The sequence below is a fragment of the Pseudonocardia sp. CA-107938 genome (assembly GCF_050936315.1).
GTDB lineage: Bacteria > Actinomycetota > Actinomycetes > Mycobacteriales > Pseudonocardiaceae > Pseudonocardia.
This window is the reverse complement of sequence record NZ_JBNJNA010000002.1, coordinates 1,358,932-1,381,929: the sequence shown is the minus strand read 5'-3', so window position 1 is coordinate 1,381,929 and position 22,998 is coordinate 1,358,932. Positions and strand designations below refer to the sequence as shown.

Genomic DNA, 22,998 nt, shown 5'->3' with positions numbered 1-22,998 from the left:
TCCGTCCCGGCTAGCCTGGGCCGCGTGCGACGCCGGAGTCGACCGTGAGTCCCGCGCAGCGGGACGGCGGGGACGCCATGGGCGGCCTCGACCGGGCCGCCGCGATCCTGGGCGCGTTCGACGACACCCATCGGGAGCTGACGCTCGCCGGGCTCGTCGCCCGGTGCGGGTTGCCCCGATCGACCACGCACCGCACCGCCGACCGGATGATCCGGTTGGGCTGGCTCGACAAGCCGGCCGATCGCTACCGCATCGGGAACCGCATCTTCGAGCTCTCCGGACTCGCCCCGGTGCGCCTGGAGCTGCGCGAGTCGGTCCTGCCGTTCCTGCAGGACCTGCACGTCGCGACACGCACCACGGTGCAGCTCGGGGTGCTCGACGGCACGCAGATCCTGGTCGTCGAGAAGATCACCGGGCACCGGCCGATGCCGATGCTCTCGCAGGTGGGCGGCACGATCCCGGCGTACTGCTCCGGCCTGGGCCGGGCGATCCTCGCCTACTCCGAGGCCGCCACCGTCACCGCCGTGCTGGAGGCCGGGATGCCGGCGCGCACCCGGCGCACGCTGACGACGTCCGAAGCGGTGCTGCGCGAGCTCGCCGCGATCCCCGACCGCGGCTGGGCGGTGGATCGCGAGGAGGGCAACGTGGGGGTGACCTGCGTGGCCGCGCCGATCTTCGGCCCGCTCGGTGACGTGGTCGCGGCGCTGTCGGTCACCGGACCCTCGGCACTGGTCACGCCCGACCGCACCGGGCCTGCGGTGCGGCTGGCCGCGGCCGCGTCCTCGCGGGCGTACTCGGCCCGACGCTAGGCCCGTGTCCCGCTGACCGGGACGCCGGCTTTGTCCCCGCCAGTCGGTGCCACACGCTGTGGTCCCCGACACACCCGGGCAGAAGGAGATCACGGTGAGCCTCGGCGGCGGATACATGCTCGCGTCCCGCGACGGTCGACAGATCCCGGCGATCGGGCTGGGCATCACGATGAAGACGAACGGCAAGTCGACACACGACGCCTACTCGATGTTCGAGTACGCCGTGCCGGCGCAGACCTCGGGTCCACCGCCGCACCTGCACACTCGCGAGGACGAGTCGTTCCTCTGCATCGCCGGGCGCCTCGACGTCCACCTGGGCGGGCAGGACTTCGTGCTGGAGCACGGCGACTACCTCTTCCTGCCGCGCAACGTGATCCACACGTTCACGAACTCCTCGAAGGAGGAGGCGCGGGTGATCTCGGTGGTGTCGCCGGCCGGGCTCGAGGACTACTACCAGGCGCTCGCCGATCTCCCGCCGGGCCCGAAGGACATCGCGGTGCTGAAGGGGATCATGGCCGACTTCGGCATCGAGCTGCAGCTCCCGCCACAGGCGTCCTGATGCGGATCGCGATCATCGGGGCCGGCGTCGCCGGCCTCACCACCGCCAAGGTGCTGCAGCAGGCCGGCCACGACGTCGTCGTCTACGACCGCGCCCGGGACGTCGGCGGTGTCTGGAGCGCCACCCGCCGCTACCCCGGGCTCACCACGCAGAGCCCGAAGGCGCAGTACGCGTTCTCCGACCATCCGATGCCGCGCGCCTACCCGGAGTGGCCAACCGGCGAGCAGGTCCAGCAGTGGCTCGCCTCGTACGTCGACGTGTTCGGGCTCGGCCCGCGGCTGCGGCTGGGCACCGAGGTCACCTCGGCCGCGCCGGACGGTACCGGGTGGACGGTTCGCACGGCCGGCGCGAGCGAGCGCTTCGACCGGCTCGTCGTCGCCAACGGTGTGTTCTGCGAACCGGCCGTCCCCGAGTACCCCGGGCTGGCCGAGTTCACCGCGGCGGGCGGGCGCCTGTGCGCCGGCTCCGACTTCCACAGCGCCGAGGAGGGCCGCGACAAGCACGTGGTCGTCGTCGGCTACGGGAAGTCGGCGTGCGACATCGCCGCCGCGATCGCCGGAACCACCGCGTCCACCGACGTCGTGGCGCGGCAGATGCTGTGGAAGGTGCCGCGCAAGGTCGGCGGCGTCGTGAACTTCAAGATGCTGCTGCTCACGCGCATGGGCGAGGCGCTGTTCCGCTACATCCGGCTGCGCGGGTTCGAGAAGTTCCTGCACGGGCCGGGCAACGGCGTGCGGCGCAGCCTCCTCAACTCGGTCGGCTCGATCTCGGTGCGCCAGTTCGGACTGAAGGAGCTCGGCCTGCTGCCGGCCGGGCAGATGGAGGACATCGTCCGCGGCGCCATCGGCCTGGCGTCGGAGGGCTTCTTCGAGGGCGTGCGCGACGGCACGATCACCGTGCACCGCGACAGCACCATCGCCCGCCTCGGCGCGCGCGAGGGCGCACCGATCGCCGAACTCGTCGACGGCACCGTGCTCCCCGCCGACGTCGTGGTGTGCGCGACCGGGTTCCGGCAGGGCGTGCCGTTCCTCGACGCGGACGTCACCGCTCGCGTGCTCGACGAGCGCGGCAACTTCGCGCTCTACCGCCAGATCCTGCCCGTCGACGTCCCGGGTCTGTACTTCAACGGCTACAACTCGTCGTTCTTCTCCCCGCTCAACGCCGAGATGGCAGCGCTGTGGATCGCGGCGGACCTGGTCGGCGCGGTGGCCCGCCCCGAGCCCGCGCAGATGCGGCAGGCCGTGGCCGAGCAGCTGGCGTTCATGGACGCCGCGACCGACACCCACCACTGCCGCGGCACGAAGATCATCCCGTTCTCCCTGCACAACGTGGACGAGGTGCTCGGCGACCTCGGCCTGAACATCCCGCGGCGGATCCGGGCGGCGCACTGGCTGAACCCGGTGGATCCGAAGGCCTACCGCCCGATCACACCGGCGCTCCTCCAGCGGCTGTCAGGGCTGACCGACACCACGGACCCGGTCCCCGTCGCAGGGCGTGCCTCCCCACAGGCGTGACCAGGTGATGCCGGCACCGAGGACGGTGGCGGCGCGGTAGGTGATGGCGAGTTCGTCGGAGCGGGTCGCCGAACCTCGCCGTCGCTCGGCCAGGGCGAAGGGCCGTCAGCCCACCGCCCCGATACCGATCGTGCATACACTTGTTGCCTCGCACGCGTCGCGCCGGGCCGACGAGCCAGCACCTCGCCGAGGTGCACATCGTCGCCAGCCCGCGCGCCGATCAAGGAATCGCTGAGCATCGACAGGCCGGTCGCCACCCGGTGGGAGGGACGTTGACCTCGCACCCAAAGTGTGTGCACTATTGGTTCCTGAAGGGGGGCTCCGATGCCGAGTCAGGACAACGCGGACGACCTGCGTGAACCACCGTGGGCGCTGGTCACCTACCACCAGGGCGATCCGGCGAAAGCGGAGATCGGCATCCTCGCCGGGGAGATGGTCTTGCGAGGACCGGCCGAGTTCGCCGGGCTGACGATGCTCGACGTCCTGGACGCGTGGGACGTCTTCTCCCCCACGCTGCGGACGCTCGCTCCGGGCGAGTTCGCCCCCGTCGAGGACGCCGTGCTGCTCGCGCCGCTGCGCTACCCGCGCAAGGTGCTCTGCGCGGGCGCCAACTACTACGCGCACCTGCAGGAGATGGGCGTCGAGCGGCCATCCGGCGCGGTCGACCCGTACTTCTTCTTCAAACCACCCACCACCTCGGTCATCGGCCCGGACGAGCCGATCCTGCTGCCGACCCGCCCCGACCGGATGATCGACTGGGAGGTCGAGCTGGCCGCCGTGATCGGCCGCCGCACCACCGACGTGACCCCCGCGCGGGCCCGTGAGCACGTCGCCGGCTGGACGGTGGTGAACGACGTCTCCGCGCGCGACCAGCTCGCCCGCACCGACCCGGTCGCCCCGCCGTTCGCGCACGACTGGATGCGCGCCAAGGCCGGCGACGCGTCCTGCCCGATGGGGCCCGGCATCGTCCCCGACTGGCTCGTGGACGACCCGCACCGGATCGCTCTGCGACTGTCGGTGAACGGGGTCGTCAAGCAGGACTCCACCACCACCGACATGGTCACCGGAATCTGGGAGCTCATCGCCGCGGCCAGCGCCACCGTCACCCTCGAACCCGGAGACGTCATCGCCACCGGCACGCCTGCCGGTGTCGGCTACCCGCACCGGGACTTCCTGCAACCCGGCGACGACGTCGTCGCCGAGATCGACGGCATCGGCCGGCTGCGCAACCCTGTCACCGAGACACCCATGAGAGGACCCGCACGATGACCGCCGTCCGCGTCTCCAAGCTCGGCTACGTCGGGTTCGAAACCCCCGACGTGGCGCGCATGGTCGAGTACTACACCAAGGTGCTCGACTTCCACCTCGTCGAGGAATCCCCGCAGGGCGCGTTCCTCACCACCGGCACCGACCACCACTGCGTCGTGATCACCAAAGGTGAGGGCAAGGCGCGCACGATCGTCGGGTACGAGCTGTGGGAGGACCTCGACGACGCCGCCCGCCGGCTCAAGGAGGCCGGCTACGACACCCAGCGGCGCAGCGACATCGGCCCCGGCACCCCCGACGTGCTCGTGCTGGAAGAGCCGGGCACCGGGGTACCGCTGCACCTCATGACCAGCCAGGACCCGTCGGGGGTCGCCGGGTACACCCCGCTGCGGCCCACCAAGCTCGGCCACGTCGCCGCCTACACGCCCGAGCTCGCGCCGATGCAGGACTTCTACCAGGACCTGCTCGGCTTCCGGTGGTCGGACACCGTCGGCGACTTCTTCGTGTTCCTGCGCTGCAACGCCGACCACCACGCCGCCAACTTCATGGCCAGCCAGAAGTTCCAGGGCATGCACCACATCGCCTACGAGATGCGCGACCCCAACCACCTCATCGCTATGCTCGACCACCTCGCGCAGAACGGCCGCCGCCTGCACTGGGGCCCCGGGCGGCACGGCCCCGGCCACAACCTGTTCACCTACCACCGCGACCCCGACGGCAACGTCGTCGAACTGTTCACCCAGATCGACGTCGTGCACGACGAGCGCACCGGGCAGTGGGAGCCGCGGCCGTGGCACGAGGAACACCCCATGGGCCCCAAGACCTGGGAGGTCGACCTCGCCACCGTCAACCAGTGGGGTCCGATCGACCCACCGTCACTCGACCACTGACCCGATCCCCGCTGCGACGTTCACGCCAGGCGCGCTCGGTGGCCGCCGGCCCTTTTGCAAGGGTCTGACCGAGCAGGGACCACGATCCGGACCACCATCGACGCAGTCGCGGACCGGGCCGAGGAACTGCTGGGTCAGCACGAGCCGCGATCGCCGGCGTTCGGACCGACCTCGTCCTCGGCCGACTCCGCCCATCGCACGCCGGTGTCGCGTCGGACCGGTCGGCTCGTCAGTCCTCGGCATCGGCCAGTCGGTCGTGCACGCTGGAGACGTCGAGCTGGCCCCAGCCGTCGGCGACGGCCAGGTCGAACTCCCGCTTGGCGGCATCGAAGGTGGGGGTGCGCACCCCCAGCCGCCGGCCGTGCTCGGCTATCTGCTCGAGGATGGCGTGCAGGGTGTCGATGGGTCCTGGCGCGGGCGACCACTCTCGTTTGCGCATGCGCGGGCCGAATCGGCGGAACACCGCCGAGCCGCCGATGGACTCGTCGATCGTGCGCTGCACGACGTCGAGATCGAGTCCGGAGCGCTTCGCCATCGCCATCGCTTCCGCAGCGGCGACGGTGTGCACGGCCAGCAGGTGGTTCGCGATGTACTTGAAGTGCACACCTCGCCCGAACTCTCCTGCCGGTACCCACGGCCCCGAAATCGCCGCCAGTACCTCTGCCACGGCCTCGACGCTCTCCGCGTTGCCCGAGGCGAACGTGGTCGCCATCCGAGGAGCGACCATGCTCGGACTGCCACTGATCGGGGCGTCCAGCAGATCACCACCCGCCTCCTGTACCAGATCCCGCACCGCCGCCTTCGCCTGCACGTCGAGCGTGCTCATCTCGATGTGAACCGTGCCGCGGCGCAGCGCCGTGAGCGTGCCCGACGGGCCGAGCACGACCTCACGTACGGCGTCGATGCCGGGCAGGATCGAGACGATCACGTCCGACCGGGCAGCGAGATCGGCCGGCGAGTCCGCCGGCGCGACGCCGGCCGCTGCGAACTCCGGGCCCGGGTGACGGCGGTAGCCGATGACGTCGAAGCCTCGCTCGATCAGGTTGATCGCGATCGGCAGGCCCATCCGGCCCAACCCGATCACTCCGACCGTGGTCATCGCATCTGTCCCTCCGCCGGTGCCGCCTCGACGATCGCCACCTCGCGACTCAGCGCCAGATTCAGTGCCACCGGAACGTCCCCGTCCCGAGCGACGCCGTGATCCCGACCGACCCCTCGTTGATCCGCCAGAGGAACAGGTCGAACGATCGCAGACCGGCCCGCACGAACGGGTCCTGCTCGGCGAGCGCTCGCGCCTCGGCCGCGTCGACGGCACGCAGCACGGTCATCCCGCATCCGGCCCGCACCTCGGGGCCGTCCACCAACGGACCCGACATCAGCAGGCTGCCGGTCTCCTCGAGCGACAGCAGCCAGCCGATGTGCTCGTCGACGTGGGCACCGATGTCCTCGGCCGTCGTCGACGCGTGCGGGGTCGACACGACGAGCCAGTAGTCGCAGCCCAGCAGCTTCGCGGTTGTCGACGACGACATGGGGGAAACTGTATGCAGTCTTGAGGTGGTCGGCAAGGCTCCCCGCTATAGTTCCGTTACCGGAACGATCCAGTCCCTCCATGTCCCGCCGATCGCAACCCAGGCACGCAGCGTGGGTTGACAACGACAATAAGTGTATCCACTCTGATCGGGGCAGCCCCCACGGCGCTGACGGGAGGACGAGCATGATCGAGCTGACCGACATCGCGTACGTGCGATCGGGCGCGGCGGATCTCGCCGGTGCGGTCCGGTTCGCGGTGGACGTGGTGGGGCTGCAACGGGTGGACGACGTCGATGGGGAGCCTGGCGTCGCGCACCTGCGGGCCGACGCCCGCCACCACTGCCTGGCGTTCGTCGAGGGCGGCTCCGGCGTGATCGCCTCCGCGTTCAGCGTGCGCGACGAGGACGCGCTGGCGCTGGCCGAGACCGAGCTGGAGACCCGTGGGTTCGCCGTGCGCCGCGGCACCGCGGACGAGTCGCGGTCGCGACGGGTGGGGGCGTTCGTCGGGTTCGACGACCCGTTCGGCAACCGCATCGAGCTGGTCGTCGGCCAGCAGACGCTGGCCCGCCCCGTGGAGGTCGCGCGACACGCCGGCATCACCGAGTTCGGTCACCTCTGCCTCGACGCCCCCGACACCGCGGAGGCCTACCGGTTCTGGTCCACCACGTTCAACGCGCGCGTCTCCGACTGGATCGGTGACGCCGCCTGCCTGATGCGCATCGACGAGGTGCACCACAAGCTCGCCGTGTTCAAGGGCGCGGAGCCGGGCCTCTGCCACGTGAACTTCCAGGTCGCCGAGATCGACGACGTCTTCCGCAACTGGCACTTCCTCACCGAGCACGGCGTGCAGATCGAGCAGGGGCCGGGCCGGCACCCGCAGTCCGGGGCGATCTTCATCTACTTCCTCGGCCCGGAGGGGCTGACCTACGAGTACTCCTACGGCGTCCGGCGGATCACCGACGAGGCCGCGTGGACGCCACGGTTCTTCGATCCCGCAGAGCCGGGCTCGATCGACATGTGGCTCGGACCCACCCGCAAGCCCAGCACCCAACCGCAGTTGCGCGCACAGGAGGCGAACAGCGCATGATCTTCGTGACGCACGCTGTCCCCGTCAACGAGCCGGGCCATCCGGTGATCACCCGCGAGATGCTGTGGGACGGGCTGGTGCAGAAGGCCGACAACGCGTTGCCGTTCGTCCCGTCGATGACCGAGTGCGTGGTGACCGCGCGCCTGTCCGACACCGTGTTCGACCGCGACATCGTCTACCGCGGGCAGGCGTTCTCCGAGCGGATCACCCTCGAGGAGCCACATCGGGTGGTGTTCACCCGCACCGCGGGCCCGGTGCTGGGCACGATCGCGAACGAGATCGAGGGGGACGAGTCCGAGTTGGTGCTGCGGTTCAGCTTCGCACTGGTGGTGGCCGGCGAGCCGGGTGGGTCGGCGGGCGAGCGGGAGCACGCCGACCAGATGACCGACGGTTACCGCGCCGCGGTCGCCGCCACGCTCGATGCCGTCCGGCGCATCGCCGGCGGTGCCACCGTCTGATCCCCACCGTCCCGGCATTCCGACAGGTCCCCGACCGGAAGGTACGACGATGTCCGACTGGATCACCGACTACTACGCCGACGTCGACGCCATGCGGCTGGACGAGTACGTGGCCCGCCACACCAGCGACGCCACGGTCGTCTTCGCCAACAACCCACCCGCCGTGGGCCGAGCGGCGATCAAGGAGGCGATCGGCGGGTTCTTCTCGCTGATCGGCGGCCTGCGCCACGAGGTGCGCAACCGGTGGGACGTCAACGACGGCACCACGTGCGTGCTCGAGGTGGTCACGCACTACACCACGAAGGGCGGCGCGGCCGTCCCGCTGCCCTGCGTGTCGATCCTTGACCGCGCCCCCGACGGACTGGTCTCGTCGCTGCGCATCCACATCGACCTCGCCCCGCTGTTCGCCACCCTCCAGGCGGAGTCGCAGGAGACCGCTGCGGTCTCGTGACCGACGCGTTCGAGCTGCAGATCCGTGAGGAGGTCGTCCGGGCCGCCCGCACCCTGGCCCGGCACGGCCTCGTCACGGCGTTCGGGCACGTGTCGGCGCGGATCGGGGACCACGTCGTGGTCACGCCGCCGGTCGCGCCCGCCGCGGTGACCATGGACGGGCTCGTCACCGTCGACCCTGCGGCGGACCGGCTACCCGCGGACGCCGCACCGGAGACCTGGGCGCACGTGGCGATCTACCGGGCCCGGCCGGACGTCGGTGCGGTCGCGCGGGCGCAGCCGGAGTCGGCGTTCGCGGCGGCCGCGGTCTGCGCGGAGCTCACTCCGCTGCACGGCCAGGCTGCCTGGTTGGGCCGGCGGGTGCCGGTCCACCCGGTGGCCCGGCTCCTGCGCACCGCCGAGCTGGCCACGGCCGCGGCCGGCACGCTCGGCGGCGCCGACGCGGTGCTGCTGCGCGGCAACGGAGCACTCACCACGGGCGCCTCCCCCGGCCTCGCCGTCGCGCGGATGTGGCTCCTGGACGCAGCCTGCCGGGTGCGGCTGGCCATCGCGGGCCACGCCGCCCGCACGCTCGACGACGACGAGATCGCCGCGTGGCAGGCCGCCGGGCCGGCCCTGCTGGAGCGGCTGTGGCGGCACCTCGCGAGCACTACTTGATCGACATCCCGGCGTCCACGGGCAGCGCGACGCCGGTCACGTAGCGGGCCTCGTCGGAGGCCAGGTAGACCACGGCGTGGGTGATGTCCTCGCTCTCCACCCACGGCACCGGCAGCAAGTTGATGCCGCGGTAGAGGTCGATGACGTCGTCGAGCTGCGGCTTCTCCAGGTCCGGTCGGAAGATGCGCCAGTTGTTCTCGTTCAGCAGCAGCGGCGTCGGCACGGTGGTCGGGTGGATCGAGTTGGCCCGGATCGAGTGCTGGGCCAACTCGACCGCGAACGAGCGCATCAGGCCGACCACCCCGTGCTTGGCCGCCGAGTAGGCGCCGAAGTTGGGCGCAGCCTTCAGCGCGAGCGAGGAGCTGACCAGCAGGATCGCCCCACCCTCGCCTTGGGCGACCATCCGCGGGACGGCGACGCGCGCGGTGTTCCACACCCCGGTGAGGTTGGTGTCGAGCACCGCGCGCCAGTTGTCCTCGGAGTCGTCGGCGGTGGCCGAAGCAAGCCCCTGGATCCCGGCATTGGCGACCACGACGTCGACGCGGCCGAACTGGCCCACGCCGCGCTCGAACACCTCACGGACGGCGTCGACGTCGCGGGCGTCGGCCTGCCCGGCCACGATCCGCCCGCCCACCTTCTCCACGAGCTCGACGGTCTCGGCGAGATCGTCCGCGCTCGCCGCCGGCACGCCCGAGTACTCGACGGGCCCGCACACGTCGAAGGCGATGACGTCGGCGCCCTCCCGGGCCAGGCCGACGGCGTGCGAGCGGCCCTGGCCACGTGCCGCACCGGAGATGAACGCGACCTTGCCCTGCACGCGACCACCGTTGGACATGCATGAAGTGTGCACAGTTTGTCGGTCGGAGTCAAGCTGGCCAGGCCAGTTAGCCTGGGCGGCACGGCGTGCATACACTCATGGGGTGTCGATTGGCGAGCTGTTGGCGGGCCGCGAGGGCCTGCGCATCGCGGATCCACGCCATACGAGCGTGAGCGTCCATGCCTACCTGCGCGACCTCATCATCTCCGGGACCGTCCCCCCGGGCACCCAGCTCAAGCAGGCCGAGCTGGCCCGCGTGCTGGCCGTGTCGCGGACCCCCCTGCGTGAGGCGTTCCGCATGCTGCAGGAGGAGGGCCTGGTCTCGGCCGAGCCCAACCAGCGCAGCGTCGTGCTCGGCCTCGACGCCGAGGAGCTCGACTCGCTCTACGCCGCCCGCGTCACCCTCGAGGCGCTCGGCGCCCGGGTCACCGCCGGCCGTCTCACCCGCGAGGAGTCCCGCGCAGCCACCGCCGCGTTCAAGGAGATGGACCGGACCTACCGCGCCGGCGACATGGCCAGCTGGGCCCTCGCCCACCGGCGGTTCCACCGCCTGCTCGTCGGCCGCAGCGGCACCCCGGTACTGCGCACGATCAGCTCCTACGCCGAGCAGAGCGAACGCTACGTACGGATCGACCAGCTCACCCACACCCAGGACTTCGAAGCCCGCCAGCGCGAACACCAGTCGATCTTCGACGCCGTCCGGGACGGCGATGGACAGGCCGCCGTCCGCACGATGGCACACCACCTCTCCGGCACCGCACGCCGGGTCGTCGAGGCACACGCCCCTGGCCGCGGCACCCCCTGCGTTGACGCCGCGCTGGAACTGCTCTGCGGTGGCACCGGCACCGCGCCGCCGGTCGCCTGAGTCCCACCGTCGCCATCCGGGGGCGCTGACCTGTGCGCCGCAAAGTGTGCGCACTAGGCGGACAAGCAGAAGCCCGCCCACGCGGGACACCGCCTGCCCGGTACGGTCAGGTGGCGCCGCTGTCGGGTCCAGGCGGGCGGAACGTCACCGGCAGGTGCGCCGCGAAGGCGTAGTCGCCGCCGCCGAACTCGCAGACCAGCTCGCTCGCCTCGATGCGGAGGTCGGGAAGTCGGCGCAGCATCTCCTGCAGCAGGACGCGCATCTCCATGCGCGCAAGCGCGGCGCCGGGGCAAGTGTGGATGCCGTGTCCGAAGCTGACGTGCCGGTTGTGCGAGCGGTCGAGTCGGAACTCCCCCGGCCGGTCGAAGACCTGAGGGTCGCGGTTGGCCGCCGCCCAGCCCAGGTAGACGTCGGTCCCTACATCGATGTGCACCTCCGCCACGTCGACCGGCGTCACGGTCCGCCGGAAGAACCCGAAGAACGGCGGGCGCAGCCGCAGCGCCTCCTCGGCGGCGACGACGACCAGAGCAGGGTCGGCGAGCACCGCGGCCAGCACGTCCGGGCGGGAGTAGACCTCGAACAGCATGCTGGTCATGGCCGACGTGGTGCTGTGGTGGCCGGCGCCCAGGAACGCCGCCATCAGGACGACGAGGTCGTCGTCGTCCAGCGCACGCCCCATGACCTCGGCGTGCGCGAGCTCGGTCAGGTAGTCCTCACGCGGCTGTGCCCGCCGCTTGTGCAACTCGGTCACGGTGACCGCGCCGAACTCGGCCTGGCGGCGGCCGAACTCCTCGGGATCGCCCTGTGCGGCGAACATCGCGATCGCCAGCTCGCGCACCTGCGGCACGAGGTCGTCGTCCAGCCCGACGAGATGGCAGATCGCCTCGGCCGGGACGGGCTCGGTGAGCTCGTCGACGAGATCGGCCGACCCACGGCCGATGAACGCGTCGATGTGCCGGTTGATGTCGGCGCGCACGAACGGCTCCACCGCGGCGACCGCCCGCGGGGCCACGGCCGCGTTGTAGAGCGCCCGCCACTGCGCATGCTGCGGCGGATCGGTCTCCAGCCCGGGGATCGGCTTGCGCGGCAGCATCGGCCGCAACACCTGCGGCTCGGAGGAGAACACCGCGTGCTCGCGCATCGCCCGGCGCACGTCGGCGTAGTCGAGGAGCATGACGAACCCGTCGTGGCCGCTGCTGTGCGCCACCGGGCACTGAGCACGAGCCCGTTCGAACAGCTCGAGGCTCTGGTCCGGAGCTGCGGTGTAGCAGGTCCAGTCGCCGACGTGGAGCGGCGCGTTCGGGTGCGGTTGGCTGCTCATCGGAAACCCGCCGTGACCCCGCCGTCGATGCAGATGTTCTGGCCGGTGACCCACGCCGACTCGTCCGAGGCCAGGTAGACCGCGAGGTGCGCGATGTCCTCACCGGTGCCGGGGCGGCGGATCAGGTGCATACCCATCTGGAACGCGCGCAGCTCGTCGCCCACGAACTTGTCGGTCGCCGGGCTCTTCACGAACCCGGGCGAGATCGCGTTCACCCGCACACCGTGGGCAGCGCCCTCGGCGGCCAAGGTCCGGGTCATCGCGATCACCCCACCCTTGGCCGCGGAATGCGCGGCCTGCCCCAGCGGCGCGATGCCCCGCTCCCCCGACATCGACGCCGTGTTGATCACCGACGCGTTACCGGTGGCCAGCAGGTGTCGCCACGCCGGCCGGGTGGTGTGGAAGACGATGTCGAGCTCGACGTGCAGCACGTGCTTCCAGAGGTCGAGCGACATGTCCGCGAACGGCGCGAACCCGGCCCCGGCCGCGTTGTTGTAGAGCACGTCGATACCGCCCAGCCGCTCGGCGGACTCGTCGACCCAACGAGCCGCGGCCGCAGCATCGGCGAGGTCGACGGTGTCCCCGGCGACATCGAAACCCTGCTCGGCGAGCGCCGCGGCGGTGCGTTCGGCCGCGCCGGCCTGCACGTCGCAGCCGATCACCCGGGCACCCTCGCGCACGAACGCGGCCTGCGCCGCCGCGCCCTGACCACCGGCGGTGCCGGTGATCAACACCCGCTTCCCGGCCAGCCGACCCGACCCGACCACAGACGGGGAACGTTGATCCTCGGAACCATCGCGCGCGATCGTCGTCACCACTGAAGTGTGTACACATTATGTCGGCGAGTCAACCGCCGCACAGTCAGCAGGTCAAGCGGGCAGAAACTGTGGACAGTATGTCGATCACTCAGGCGACGGATAGGCCGCGCAGACTCCGCGGCATCGACATCGGTGACCGAGAACTCCGACATCGCGGATGTCTCGTGCCGGACGACCCCATGTCGACGCGGGTGTCCGCGAGACACCGCGCGCCGAGGTCAGGTCCTGGGTGATCCAGGAGTCGACCTCACTCGCGGCGCGCACCACGCTGATGCAGCCGTTGCGCTCGAGGACGACGCAGTGGATGTCATCGCGACGGGCGACGCCGGCTTCCCGCAGCCGCTGACGCAGGTCGTCCTCCGTCAGCCGGTTCCTACGGAGGGCGCTGGCATCCAGCCGGCCGTCGAGCATGAGCAGAACCGGCCGCGGAGTGATCACCGCAGCGAATCGAGGGTGCCGCAGGAGCATTCCGTACATCCGTTGCATCGTGAACAGCACGACCAGTGCGATGACGCCGGTGGCGAGGGTGGGTTCGGCGAGTGATCGGAACTCGTCGTGCGTTGCCCACGAGACCCTGGCAAGCGCACAGGCGCACGTGTGACCGAGCTGACTTCGTGAATCCATAGCCAACCGCTAGGCTGGCTGCAGGAATGTGTAGTCAGAGTTGGTTCGCCCGTGTCGGGGCCCCACCGTCTCGGAAGGAACTGCCGTGCTCGCGAACATCACCTATGACGTCTTCGTCGCCGCTCCCATCCCGCAGAGCGTCATCGACCTCGTGCCGAACGGCGACAAGCGCATGTTCTCCCCGCTCTCGACGACCCTGATCTCGGGCGAACGCGACGCCGTCCTCGTCGACCCACCGCTGACGATCGACCAGACGACCGCGGTCGGCGACTGGGTCGAAGCGAGTGGGAAGAGGCTCACCCACATCTTCGTGACCCACGGGCACGGCGACCACTGGTTCGGCGGCCCGCAGCTCGCGGCCCGCTTCGGGGCCCAGATGCTGGCGTCCGCGGGCACGATCGATCAGATGAAGCTGAACGTGTCCATCCGCCCTGCGTTCTGGGACGCGCTCTTCCCGGGGCAGATCGCCGTCGACACACCGGTGACGGCGGTGGTGCCGGACGGCAACCGGTTCGAGCTGGAAGGAAACGAGCTGCGGATCGTGGAGGTCGGCCATAGCGACACCGACGACACCAGCGTGCTGCACGCACCCGCGATCGACCTCGTGGTCGCAGGAGACGTCATCTACAACGGAGTCCACCAGTTCCTGCGGGAGGCAACCGGCGACGGGATCGACCAGTGGCGCAGGGCGATCGACATCGTCGAGGCGCTGAACCCCCGATACGTCGTCGCCGGCCACAAGAACGAGGAACTCGACGACGACGCGACCCGCACGATCGCCGAGACGCGCCAGTACCTGGACGTCGCGCAGAGCCTGCTCGCGCAGCACGACTCTGCGCTCGGATTCTTCGACGCGATGCTGGAACGCTTCCCCGACCGGTTGAACGCCGGAGCGCTGTGGGGCGGAGCGGTCGCGCTCTACCCCCGGTGATCCAGGTTCGGTCGCCGGGCCGCGCGGGAACCTGGCTACGGAGAAGGCGAGTCATGCGTAGGGTTGCGTCGTGATGCTGCAGGTGGCCCGAGAGGCGGCGAACCAGTACCCAGCCGAGTTCGACGACGCCTGCCCCATCGAGCGGGCAGTCACCGTGCTCGGCCGCCGGTCGACGATCCTGCTGCTGCGCGAGGCGTCGTACGGCACGTCCCGTTTCGACGAGTTCGTCCGACGTACCGGCCTGACCGAGTCGGTGACAGCCGGCCAGCTGCGGAAACTCGTCGACGAGGGCTTGCTCACCAAACGCCCCTACCAGGAGCCCGCCCAGAGGCAACGGTTCGAGTACGTCCTCACGGACGCGGGCGAGGACCTCCTGCCCATCCTGATCGCGATGGGCGCCTGGGGCGACAAACACCGACCGAAGACGCACCGGGTGCACATGGTGCACGCGGACTGCGGGGCAGCGATGGAGGTCCAGGTCCTCTGCGAAGCGGGGCATCGGGTCGCCGCGTCCGAGGTCGCCGTCGTCTTCGACGACGGACAGCCCTCGCGCTGACACCGAGACCGCCGACCTCGCGAGCATCGCTGCCACCTCGACACACCTCGTGCTCGTGGGCCGAGCCCGCATCAGCGACCGCTCGTCGAGCGGGACCGGGCCGCGTAGGCCGTCACGACTAGCGGACGGGCAGCCTCACCTCGTTGGGCTCGCGGTCCGGGCGCAGTCCACGCCAGGACGGGTGTCGAAACGCCCGGTCGCGGCCGAAGGAGCGGTATTCGATCTCGCCGACCAGCCTCGGGGCCACCCAGTGGATCGGACCTCGGCGCGGACGCGCGCCGCGCCATCCCCGGACCATGGCCCCGGTGATGGGCGGGTCGTCACGGGCCAGCGGGGCCAGCTGCAGCAGCAGCGCGTGTCGTGCCGTGTCGGTGAAGCCGGTGCCGACGTCGCCGACGTGCACCAGCTCGCCGTTCTCGTCATGGGCTGCCAGCAGCAGCGATCCGAGGACGTGCTGGGCACCGGTGGCCGGATACCAGCCGGCGATGACGACCTCGGCGTTGTGGCGGATCGGTGTCTTGATCCACGCGCGGGTGCGCCGGCCGGGCTGGTAGGTCGACGACAGCCGCTTCGCGACGACCCCTTCCAACCCTTGCTGCGCCACCGCGGCCAGCACCACCTCGCCCGAGGTGTCGACGAAGTTCGCCGGCACCCGCAGCCCCGGCCGGTCCAGGTCCAAGCCGGTCAGGATCGAGCGCCGCTGCACGTAGGGGAGCTCGGTCAGCCACACCCCGTCGCGGCCGAGCACGTCGAACAGCACGTACTGCACCGGGACCTGCCCGCGCAGCGCCGGCGACGGGCGCGCCACCCCCATCCGGTGCTGCAGTAAACCGAAGTCCGGGCGGCCCTGCGCATCCAGCGCGACGAGTTCCCCGTCGAGCACGAGACCGGGCTCGAGGCCCTGCCCGGCGCCGGCGATCTCGGGATAGGAGGCGCTGATGTCGCGGGCGTTCCGGCTCCACAGCCGCAACCCATCCGGGCCGGTGTGGCTGGTGGCGCGCACGCCATCGAACTTGATCTCGATCGCCCAACCCGAGCCGGTCGGGACGGGGCCGACGGTGGGCAGCATCGGCGCCACGAACCCACCCGGCAGCACTCCGCCCGACGCGGAGACCGGCGGATCAGCCATCAGCGCAGTCTGACCCCGGCCAGCTCAACAACCCAGACGATCAGCCCGAAGCCCCCCAGACGTGAGTCCCGGACGAGCTACGCCTTCGAGCCGCCTCCGCCTGGTCCTCCAGGGCGATGGGAGGTCAACCGGCTGCAGCCGGCGCGTAGGTGGCGCTCGCCTGGGTGCGGGCCTGGTGCTGGCAGCGCCCGCAACGCTTCCGCTCCGGGTCGGTGATCATCAGTACTTGCCGGCAGTCCGGGTTTGCGCAGCGGTCACCCTCGCGTTCGGCTTCTTCCCGCCCGTCGTCCGGTCGATCAGCAGGCCGACAGCAGGTGCTGGTCGCGGCGGTGCCGGTCAGCGCGCCGGTTGAGCATCACCACGATCAGGCGGCAGGGTGTGGTCGCCGCGCCCCGCCACATACAGCCCGGTCGCCGTGACCGGGTGGGGGCATTCGGCGGCGGGGTGATCGCCGTCGACCCCGCCACGGACGCGCGGCGGGTGGCGCCCTGGCGAGCCGCCGGCGGATCTCCGCGAAGCACTCGCAGAGCGCGGCCCCGACGTCGGCGAGCACGCTCTCGGCGCGCTCACCACGGCCCTGGCCCGGCTGCTGGTACTCGGCGCGGCCGGCCACCTGCTGGCGCGGCTGGGACCGCACCTCTGGCGCTGCGCCACATGTCCTCCGTGATCCGTGCGCGGTGCGGCAGAGCGCGGCCGCGATCGTGGGTCGACATCCCCTTGCCGGCGATCGCTGCGCTGCCTTCCTGTGCGGGCGCTGCAGCGAAGGATCCGCACGGGCTGGTTCACCTCAGCCCCAGAGGCGCTCGCTCGCGATCCGTGCGCCCTCGCCGAGGGAGCGCAGCTTCGCCCACACGATCTCCTCGTGCCCGACCCGCGAGCCGATGCCGCAGTCGGTACCGGCCTGCACGTTCTCCCGGCCCAGCACGCTCGCGAAGTTGGTGATGCGCTCGGCGACCAGCTCGGGGTGCTCGACGAGGTCGGTGGCGTGCGAGACGACGCCGGGCATGACCTGCTTGCCGTCGGGCAGCGTCACGTCCTCCCAGACGCGCCACTCGTGGGCGTGCCGGACGTTGCCCGCCTCGAACGCGTAGGTCTGCGCGTCGATCTGCACCAGCAGGTCGACGACGTGCTTGAACTCGATGTCGGTGGTGTGCGGCCGGTGCCCGCTGCCCCAGCAGCAGTGGAACCGCACGAGCTCGGTCGGCAACCCCTCGACCGCGTGGTTGATCACCTGCACGGCCAGCCCGAGGTAGCGGCGCAGGTCGGCGACGCTCCACTCCGGGTAGAACGTCCAGGTCGTGAGGAACTCCGGCTCGTCGATCTGCACCACCAGGCCGGCGTCGGTGATCGCGCGGTACTCCTCGCGCACCACCTCCGCCACGGCCATCAGGTACTCCTCCTCCGACGCGTAGTGCTCGTTGATCGCACCCGCGCCGAGGCTCAGCGGGCCGAGGGCGGCGATGAAGCCCTCGGCGTGATCGGCGTCGTCACGCGCCTTGAGCGCGTGCTGCAGGGCGGTGATGTCTGCGGCGATCGCCGCGTGCCCGACGTAGCGCACCGGCTCGACGCACACCCGCTGCCGCATCGGTGACACCGGCTTGCCGGGCGTCGAGAAGCCGGGGCGGACCGGACCGCCGGACCCGGACAGCCACAGCCCGGACTCGTACATGCCGGGGAAGAGCGCGCGGTCGCGCTCGGCCACCCCGCCGCGCTTGGGCGGCAGCGAGCCGGGCTCGCGCACCTCCCAGCCGGTGACGCGGGCGTGGATGTACCCGGCGTACGCGCCGGCGGCGCCCGCCTTGACGTACTCGCCGTCGTTGATCACGTCGAGGCCGGCGGCGAGCTGCTGGTCGACGACCTCCTGGATCGCGGTGGGCAGCCGCTCGGCGATCGCAGCCTCGTCGCGCTCGGGAGCGTTGACCAGCGCGCTGAGGTCCTTCGGCAGCGGCAGGTTGCCGCCGTGCGAGGTGCGGACCCGTCCGTCGTTGCGCATCATCGTTTCGTCCTTCCGGTGGCAGCGCGGGAAAGTGCGCAGGACCGTCCGCCGGAGCGGCGGGTTCGCCGTCCGGTGCTCCTCGGCCGTGCTCAGCCGATGGGGGTGAACTTCTGCAGTTGGTGGTCGGCCATGTCGGCGGGCACCCGGCCCAGCGAGACGCCGAACGTGCCGGTGACCTCGGCGACGTAGACCGCGCCCGTCGAGTCGACCGCGATGCCGTGCGGGGCGATGAAGTTGCCGGGCGCGTCGCGCATCACCGTCGACGCGCCCCAGCGGGCGACCACCTGGCCGCTGCGGTCGAAAACGGTGACCCGGCCGGGCCGGTCGGTCGTCGTGGCGCCCCGGGTGAACGAGGCGTTGCCGCTGGGCCGCCACAGCTCGGCCACGTACACCAGCCCGCCGGCGTCGACGGCGATGTCGCACGGGCGCTGCACGTCGGTCCACTCGGCGACGTAGGTGCCGTCGAGGTCGAAGACCTGGATGCGGTCGTTCTCCCGGTCCCCGACGAGGAGGTGGCCGTCGGCGGTGGCGCAGATGGCGTGCGGGAGGTGGAACTCGCCGGGGCCGGTGCCGATCCCGCCCCACGAGCCGATCAGCTCGCCGGTGGCGGTGAACCGGTGGATGCGGCAGTTGCCGTAGCCGTCGGCGACGAACAGCTCGCCGGTCGGCGCCACGGTCAGGTTGGTGCAGCCGTTGAACGGGCCGCCGGGGCGCTGCACGGTCTCGTTGAGGTGCACGACGGTCGGCCCGCGCCGGCCGTACCCGGTGTCGGACGCCAGCCCGGGGGTGCCGATGGTCTGCAGCAGCCGGCCCTCCGGGGTGAACCGGCGGACGGTGTGGTCACCGCAGTCGACGCAGTACACGGTGCCGTCCGGGGCGACGGTGAGCCCGTGCGGGGTGTGGAAGATCCCGTCGCCCCACGCCGTGACCACGGTGCCGTCGGTGTCGAGCACGACGACGCCGTTCCGGTCGCGGGTGAACAGGTAGACGATGTCGTCCGGGGTGACGTCGACCGCGGCGACGTCGCGGTGCGCGAGCTGCTCGGGCACCCGACCCCAGCGGTCGTCGACGGCGTAGCGCAGCTCGGTGCGGGCGGGGGCGAGGGTCATCGCGCTGCTCCTTCGGGGAGGAAGCCCCACGGGTGGGTGCCCCAGCCGGGCGCGACCAGCTCCCCGGCCCGGACCGTGTGGACGGGGACGATGCCGTGCTCGCCGGAGAAGCGGGCCTTGGTGGTGTCGGTGAACGTGAAGTCGCCGGACACGAGGTCGAGCACGGTGAGGTCGGCGGTGCGCCCCACGGCGATGGCCCCGACCTCGTCCTGCAGCCCCACGGCCGCGGCGGCGCGCCCGGTGGTCATGGCGACGACGTCGCGGAAGGTGTAGCCGACGGCCATGAACTTGGCCATGCACTCGACGAGGCTGTGGAACTTCTGCCCGCCCAGCGTGACGTCGCTGGAGATCGTGTCGGGCAGCAGCCCGCGCTCGGCCTGCTCCTTCGCGACGGCGTAGCCGAAGTTGCCCATGCCCAGCGCCGGGTCGAGCACCACCCCGCGGGCGCGGGCCTCGGTGAGCAACGGGAACGTGGAGTCGACGTCGTCCATGACGCCGCCGAGGTTGGGCGTGCAGAGGTGGGTGAGGATGTCGCCGGGTTCGAGCACCTCCAGCAGGTGCCGGGTCACCTCGGCCATGCGGTCGGGGCGCGGGCGGTCGGCCGCCTTGAGGTCGCCGATGTGCACCATCAGCGGCACCCCGTGCTCGCGCGCCACCTTCTTGGACAGGTCGACGATCCGCTCGCCCACCTCCGTGACGATGTCGCCGACCAGGCGCAGCTTGATGCCCGACACCAGGCCCGGGTTGTGCTGGACGCAGGACGCGATCGCGGCCTCGTTGATGTCGTCGAGGCTCGCGAGGTCCGACCAGCCCGGCATCGTGTGGGCGTAGCTGCCGATGTTGGCGAACACGACGACCCGGGTGGCGGCCTTCGGCAGCACGTGCACGGGGAAGACGCCGATGTTGGCCACGCCGACCGAGCCGCAGTCGACGACGGTCGTGACGCCGGAGCGCACGCCGACGTCGTCGGGATCGCAGCAGCCCATGCCGACGCCGGGGGTGGTGGCGCCGTGCGCGACGTGGGTGTGGATGTCGACGAGCCCGGGCACGACGTAGCGGCCGGCGCCGCGTATCTCGATCACCCGACGCGCGGCGGTCACATCGAGGTCGGGGCCGATCGCGGCGATCCGGCCGTCGATGACGCCGACGTCGAGGCGGCCGTCGAGGCCCGAGCCCGGGTCGAGCACGTGCCCGCCGCGGATCAGCAGGTCGAAGGATGGTGCGGTCACGCGGTGGCTCCCGGTCGTGAGGTCGGTGCGGGCCACCCGTCGGGCAGCCCGGTGGTCTGGACGGCCCACGCGCGCTCGAGATCCGGCAGCGCGTCGCCCATCCCGATGCGGTCCAGCACGCGGCGGGCGTCGGAGCCGGGGCGGCGCGCGGGGGCGCCGACGGCGAGCGGGGTGGCCGACATCCCGATCGTGATCCCGGGCGCGGTCACCTCGCCGACCTCCTCGGAGACCTGGGTGACGACGAGCCCGCGGGCGCGGGCGGTGTCGTCGGCCATCAGCTCGGCCAGCTCGACGACGCGGTGCGCGCCGATCCCGGCGGCCTGCAGGTCGCGCTCCCACTCCGCGACCGGGCGGCGGGCGAACAGGTCCTCCAGGACGGCGGCGAGCTTGTCCTGGTCGGTGTGCCCGGCCACCTCGCGCAGGCCGGGCACCTCGGCGAGCCGCGGCAGGTCGGTCGGGGTGGCGCCGAGGGCGAACCAGCCGTCGGACGCGCGGTGGAACCGGTGCAGCGGGTGCTCCCCCAGCGCTTCCGGCCCCGCCGGCTCGGCCCCGGGCTGGAAGAAGAGCCCGGCCTGGTGCTGGCTCGCCGTCCGCACCAGCGAGGTGGCCAGCGCGAGGCCCTCGCCCGTCCGCTCCCGGTGCAGCACACCCAGCACGGCCGCGTAGGCGGCGAGCACGCCGGTGCCGTAGTCGAGCACGTTGTACGGGCCGAGGACGGCGGGCCGCCCGTCACCGCCGGCCCGGGTCGTGATGCCCGTGCACGCCTGGGCCTGGGTCTCGTAGCCGCGGCCCTCGGTGCCGTAGCAGCTCACCGACACGTGCACGACGTGCGGGCAGCGGGCCCGCACGTGCGCGGCGCCGATGCCGTAGCGCTCGGCGGTGCCGGGCGGGAAGTTCGCGATGATCACGTCGGCCTGCTCGGCGAGCGCCCAGAACACGGCCTGCCCGGCCGGGTGCTCGACGTCGAGCAGGATCGTGTCCTTGCCGCGGTTGACCGCACCGTGCGCGTGGATGCGCCGCTGCGGCGCGTTGATCTTCGTGACGTGCGCGCCCAGCTCACCGAGCAGCCGCCCGCTGCTGGGCCCGGCGAGGATCTGGGTCAGGTCGAGCACGCGCAGGCCGGCCAGCGGCCGGTCCCGCTCCCCCTCCCGTGGCGCGGGCCCGGCCGGTGCCGTGACGAGCTCCGCCACGACCGCCGCGTGGTCGGCGTCCGGCAGCCGGCGGGGGCGCAGCGGGGGCGGCGACCCGACGACCTCGACGGCCGCCCCGGCCATGGTGGTCGGCCCGAGCAGCGGGTCGTCGAGGCGCGCGAGCGCACCGGACGTGATCGCCTCCGGCGTTGCCAGCCACTCCGCGGCGGTGCGCACGGGAGCCAGCGGCACACCGGCCCGCGCGCCCAGCTCCGCCCACTCCGCCGCTGGCCGGGACGCGAACAGCGCGGTCAGGTGCGTGCGCAGCTCGCCGTCGTCGGTGATGGCCGCCCACTCCGGCCGGCCGGCGGCGTCCAGCAGCCAGCCGAGGAAGCGGCGGCTGGCGCCGATGGGGTTGAACTGCACGTACCGGCCGTCCGCGCAGGCGTAGGTGCCGCTGCCGTGCATCGCCAGCGGACGCGGCACGGGCATGCCCTGCGCGGTGGGGAACGCGCCGGCGTCGCCGATCAGCTCGAACACCGCGTCGGCCAGCGGCACGGTCACGTGCTGGCCGCGGCCGGAGCGCTCCCGCTCGACGAGCGCCGCGACCACGCCGACCACCCCGAGGAACGCCGCGATGTTCGACGCCGCCGGCACGGCGGAGTACGTGGGCCGCGCCGGGTCCCAGCCGTCCGGGGCCTCGCCGGCGCGCAGCCGGCAGTTGCCGGTGGCCGCGTCGATCACGCACTCCCAGCCGGGAAGGTCGTGCCGCGGGTCGTCGGCGCCGAACCCGGGCAGCGACAGGTGCACCAGCCGGGGCGCGTCCAGCTGCCCGTGGCCGAGGCCGAGGCGCTCGAGCACTCCCGGCCGGAAGTTCTCGACGACGACGTCGGCGCGCTCGCACAACCGGCGGGCGACGGCCAGGTCGGCGGCGTCGTGCAGGTCGAGGGTCAGCCGGCGCTTCCCGCGCTGGTAGAACGCGTCGGACGGGCCCGGCGCGGCGCCCGGGCGATCGATGTGGACGACGTCGGCACCCTGGTCGGCGAGCATCGTCGCGGCGAGCGGCCCGGCCACGTGGTGGCCGAGGTCGATCACGCGGACGCCGTCGAGGGGGTGCGCCATGCCGTGCTCCCTGTCCTCGCCGACGGTGGGTTCCACCGGAGACTAGGCGCGGTGGAGCAGCCCCGACGGCGACGAAAAGGGCATGACTGTTGAGCTGGCGGCAACTGTTGCGCGGTGGTTGACGGGTCGAC

At 71.8% G+C, this 22,998-nt stretch carries 23 protein-coding genes; 12 read left to right on the top strand and 11 right to left on the bottom strand.

The features are described 5' to 3' along the window. The first annotated feature begins 44 nt into the window (after nucleotides 1-44). The 5 genes from ACQEVB_RS39555 to ACQEVB_RS39535 all read left to right on the top strand — a co-directional run bounded on the left by ACQEVB_RS39555 (nucleotide 45) and on the right by ACQEVB_RS39535 (nucleotide 5,038). Entirely contained in the window at nucleotides 45-809 is a 765-nt protein-coding gene (locus ACQEVB_RS39555) for an IclR family transcriptional regulator (RefSeq protein WP_432984676.1), read from the top strand. Between the two features lie 94 nt (nucleotides 810-903). Next, on the top strand, nucleotides 904-1,368 hold the full coding sequence (locus ACQEVB_RS39550) for a cupin domain-containing protein (protein WP_432984673.1): 465 nt from the start codon (nucleotides 904-906) through the stop codon (nucleotides 1,366-1,368). Next, complete coding sequence (locus ACQEVB_RS39545; protein WP_432984670.1) at nucleotides 1,368-2,882, top strand: flavin-containing monooxygenase; 1,515 nt, start codon at nucleotides 1,368-1,370, stop codon at nucleotides 2,880-2,882. Before ACQEVB_RS39550 ends, ACQEVB_RS39545 begins: the two co-directional genes overlap by 1 nt. A 324-nt stretch (nucleotides 2,883-3,206) precedes the next feature. Beyond that, nucleotides 3,207-4,151 carry a fumarylacetoacetate hydrolase family protein gene (locus ACQEVB_RS39540; protein WP_432984667.1) on the top strand — a complete coding sequence of 315 codons (945 nt, stop codon included), beginning with the start codon at nucleotides 3,207-3,209 and terminating at the stop codon, nucleotides 4,149-4,151. Continuing rightward, nucleotides 4,148-5,038 carry a VOC family protein gene (locus tag ACQEVB_RS39535; RefSeq protein ID WP_432984664.1) on the top strand — a complete coding sequence of 297 codons (891 nt, stop codon included), beginning with the start codon at nucleotides 4,148-4,150 and terminating at the stop codon, nucleotides 5,036-5,038. Before ACQEVB_RS39540 ends, ACQEVB_RS39535 begins: the two co-directional genes overlap by 4 nt. A gap of 229 nt (nucleotides 5,039-5,267) precedes the next feature. Here the strand turns inward: ACQEVB_RS39535 and ACQEVB_RS39530 are convergent, their stop codons facing one another. Next, on the bottom strand, nucleotides 5,268-6,137 hold the full coding sequence (locus tag ACQEVB_RS39530; protein WP_432984661.1) for an NAD(P)-dependent oxidoreductase: 870 nt from the start codon (nucleotides 6,135-6,137) through the stop codon (nucleotides 5,268-5,270). A 61-nt stretch (nucleotides 6,138-6,198) separates the two neighbouring features. Then, the gene (locus tag ACQEVB_RS39525) at nucleotides 6,199-6,567 is read right to left on the bottom strand and encodes a YciI family protein (protein WP_432984658.1); all 369 of its coding nucleotides are present in this window, start codon (nucleotides 6,565-6,567) and stop codon (nucleotides 6,199-6,201) included. 185 nt (nucleotides 6,568-6,752) lie between these two features. Here ACQEVB_RS39525 and ACQEVB_RS39520 point away from each other — a divergent pair, with 185 nt between their 5' ends. The 4 genes from ACQEVB_RS39520 to ACQEVB_RS39505 are packed head-to-tail and all read left to right on the top strand — an operon-like array spanning nucleotide 6,753 to nucleotide 9,220. Then, entirely contained in the window at nucleotides 6,753-7,655 is a 903-nt protein-coding gene (locus ACQEVB_RS39520) for a VOC family protein (protein WP_432984655.1), read from the top strand. Continuing rightward, nucleotides 7,652-8,113, top strand: a complete 462-nt coding sequence (locus ACQEVB_RS39515) for an SRPBCC family protein (RefSeq protein ID WP_432984652.1) — start codon at nucleotides 7,652-7,654, stop codon at nucleotides 8,111-8,113. Before ACQEVB_RS39520 ends, ACQEVB_RS39515 begins: the two co-directional genes overlap by 4 nt. Before the next feature lie 49 nt (nucleotides 8,114-8,162). Further along, complete coding sequence (locus ACQEVB_RS39510) at nucleotides 8,163-8,564, top strand: nuclear transport factor 2 family protein (RefSeq protein ID WP_432984649.1); 402 nt, start codon at nucleotides 8,163-8,165, stop codon at nucleotides 8,562-8,564. Further along, the gene (locus ACQEVB_RS39505; RefSeq protein ID WP_432984646.1) at nucleotides 8,561-9,220 is read left to right on the top strand and encodes a class II aldolase/adducin family protein; all 660 of its coding nucleotides are present in this window, start codon (nucleotides 8,561-8,563) and stop codon (nucleotides 9,218-9,220) included. The genes ACQEVB_RS39510 and ACQEVB_RS39505 overlap by 4 nt, the downstream gene beginning before the upstream one ends. Here the strand turns inward: ACQEVB_RS39505 and ACQEVB_RS39500 are convergent. Continuing rightward, nucleotides 9,213-10,055: a mycofactocin-coupled SDR family oxidoreductase gene (locus ACQEVB_RS39500; RefSeq protein ID WP_432984643.1), complete on the bottom strand. Its 843-nt coding sequence runs from the start codon at nucleotides 10,053-10,055 to the stop codon at nucleotides 9,213-9,215. The genes ACQEVB_RS39505 and ACQEVB_RS39500 overlap by 8 nt on opposite strands. Nucleotides 10,056-10,206: 151 nt before the next feature. Here ACQEVB_RS39500 and ACQEVB_RS39495 point away from each other — a divergent pair, with 151 nt between their 5' ends. Further along, the gene (locus ACQEVB_RS39495) at nucleotides 10,207-10,902 is read left to right on the top strand and encodes a GntR family transcriptional regulator (RefSeq protein WP_432984640.1); all 696 of its coding nucleotides are present in this window, start codon (nucleotides 10,207-10,209) and stop codon (nucleotides 10,900-10,902) included. Between the two features lie 106 nt (nucleotides 10,903-11,008). Here ACQEVB_RS39495 and ACQEVB_RS39490 read toward each other — a convergent pair whose 3' ends face one another. The 3 genes from ACQEVB_RS39490 to ACQEVB_RS39480 all read right to left on the bottom strand — a co-directional run bounded on the left by ACQEVB_RS39490 (nucleotide 11,009) and on the right by ACQEVB_RS39480 (nucleotide 13,539). Continuing rightward, on the bottom strand, nucleotides 11,009-12,223 hold the full coding sequence (locus ACQEVB_RS39490; RefSeq protein ID WP_432984637.1) for a cytochrome P450: 1,215 nt from the start codon (nucleotides 12,221-12,223) through the stop codon (nucleotides 11,009-11,011). Next, nucleotides 12,220-12,990: an SDR family NAD(P)-dependent oxidoreductase gene (locus tag ACQEVB_RS39485; protein WP_432984634.1), complete on the bottom strand. Its 771-nt coding sequence runs from the start codon at nucleotides 12,988-12,990 to the stop codon at nucleotides 12,220-12,222. The genes ACQEVB_RS39490 and ACQEVB_RS39485 overlap by 4 nt, the downstream gene beginning before the upstream one ends. Before the next feature lie 135 nt (nucleotides 12,991-13,125). Continuing rightward, a complete protein-coding gene (locus ACQEVB_RS39480) occupies nucleotides 13,126-13,539 on the bottom strand; it encodes a DUF421 domain-containing protein (RefSeq protein ID WP_432984631.1) in 414 nt (137 codons plus the stop codon). A 211-nt stretch (nucleotides 13,540-13,750) separates the two neighbouring features. Between ACQEVB_RS39480 and ACQEVB_RS39475 the strand changes: the two genes are divergently transcribed. After that, nucleotides 13,751-14,596, top strand: coding sequence for an MBL fold metallo-hydrolase (locus ACQEVB_RS39475; RefSeq protein ID WP_432984628.1), 846 nt, complete (start codon nucleotides 13,751-13,753; stop codon nucleotides 14,594-14,596). A 73-nt stretch (nucleotides 14,597-14,669) separates the two neighbouring features. Continuing rightward, complete coding sequence (locus ACQEVB_RS39470; protein WP_432985514.1) at nucleotides 14,670-15,152, top strand: winged helix-turn-helix transcriptional regulator; 483 nt, start codon at nucleotides 14,670-14,672, stop codon at nucleotides 15,150-15,152. Between the two features lie 118 nt (nucleotides 15,153-15,270). Here ACQEVB_RS39470 and ligD read toward each other — a convergent pair whose 3' ends face one another. From ligD to ACQEVB_RS39445, 5 genes are all read right to left on the bottom strand, one after another. Continuing rightward, nucleotides 15,271-16,281, bottom strand: coding sequence for a non-homologous end-joining DNA ligase (gene ligD / locus ACQEVB_RS39465; protein WP_432984625.1), 1,011 nt, complete (start codon nucleotides 16,279-16,281; stop codon nucleotides 15,271-15,273). A 787-nt stretch (nucleotides 16,282-17,068) separates the two neighbouring features. Further along, a complete protein-coding gene (locus ACQEVB_RS39460; protein ID WP_432984622.1) occupies nucleotides 17,069-18,277 on the bottom strand; it encodes a hypothetical protein in 1,209 nt (402 codons plus the stop codon). A gap of 89 nt (nucleotides 18,278-18,366) precedes the next feature. Then, entirely contained in the window at nucleotides 18,367-19,386 is a 1,020-nt protein-coding gene (locus ACQEVB_RS39455) for a peptidyl-alpha-hydroxyglycine alpha-amidating lyase family protein (protein ID WP_432984619.1), read from the bottom strand. Then, nucleotides 19,383-20,615, bottom strand: a complete 1,233-nt coding sequence (locus ACQEVB_RS39450; RefSeq protein WP_432984616.1) for an amidohydrolase family protein — start codon at nucleotides 20,613-20,615, stop codon at nucleotides 19,383-19,385. The genes ACQEVB_RS39455 and ACQEVB_RS39450 overlap by 4 nt, the downstream gene beginning before the upstream one ends. Further along, a complete protein-coding gene (locus ACQEVB_RS39445; RefSeq protein WP_432984613.1) occupies nucleotides 20,612-22,867 on the bottom strand; it encodes a CaiB/BaiF CoA transferase family protein in 2,256 nt (751 codons plus the stop codon). Before ACQEVB_RS39445 ends, ACQEVB_RS39450 begins: the two co-directional genes overlap by 4 nt. Nucleotides 22,868-22,998 lie beyond the last annotated feature (131 nt).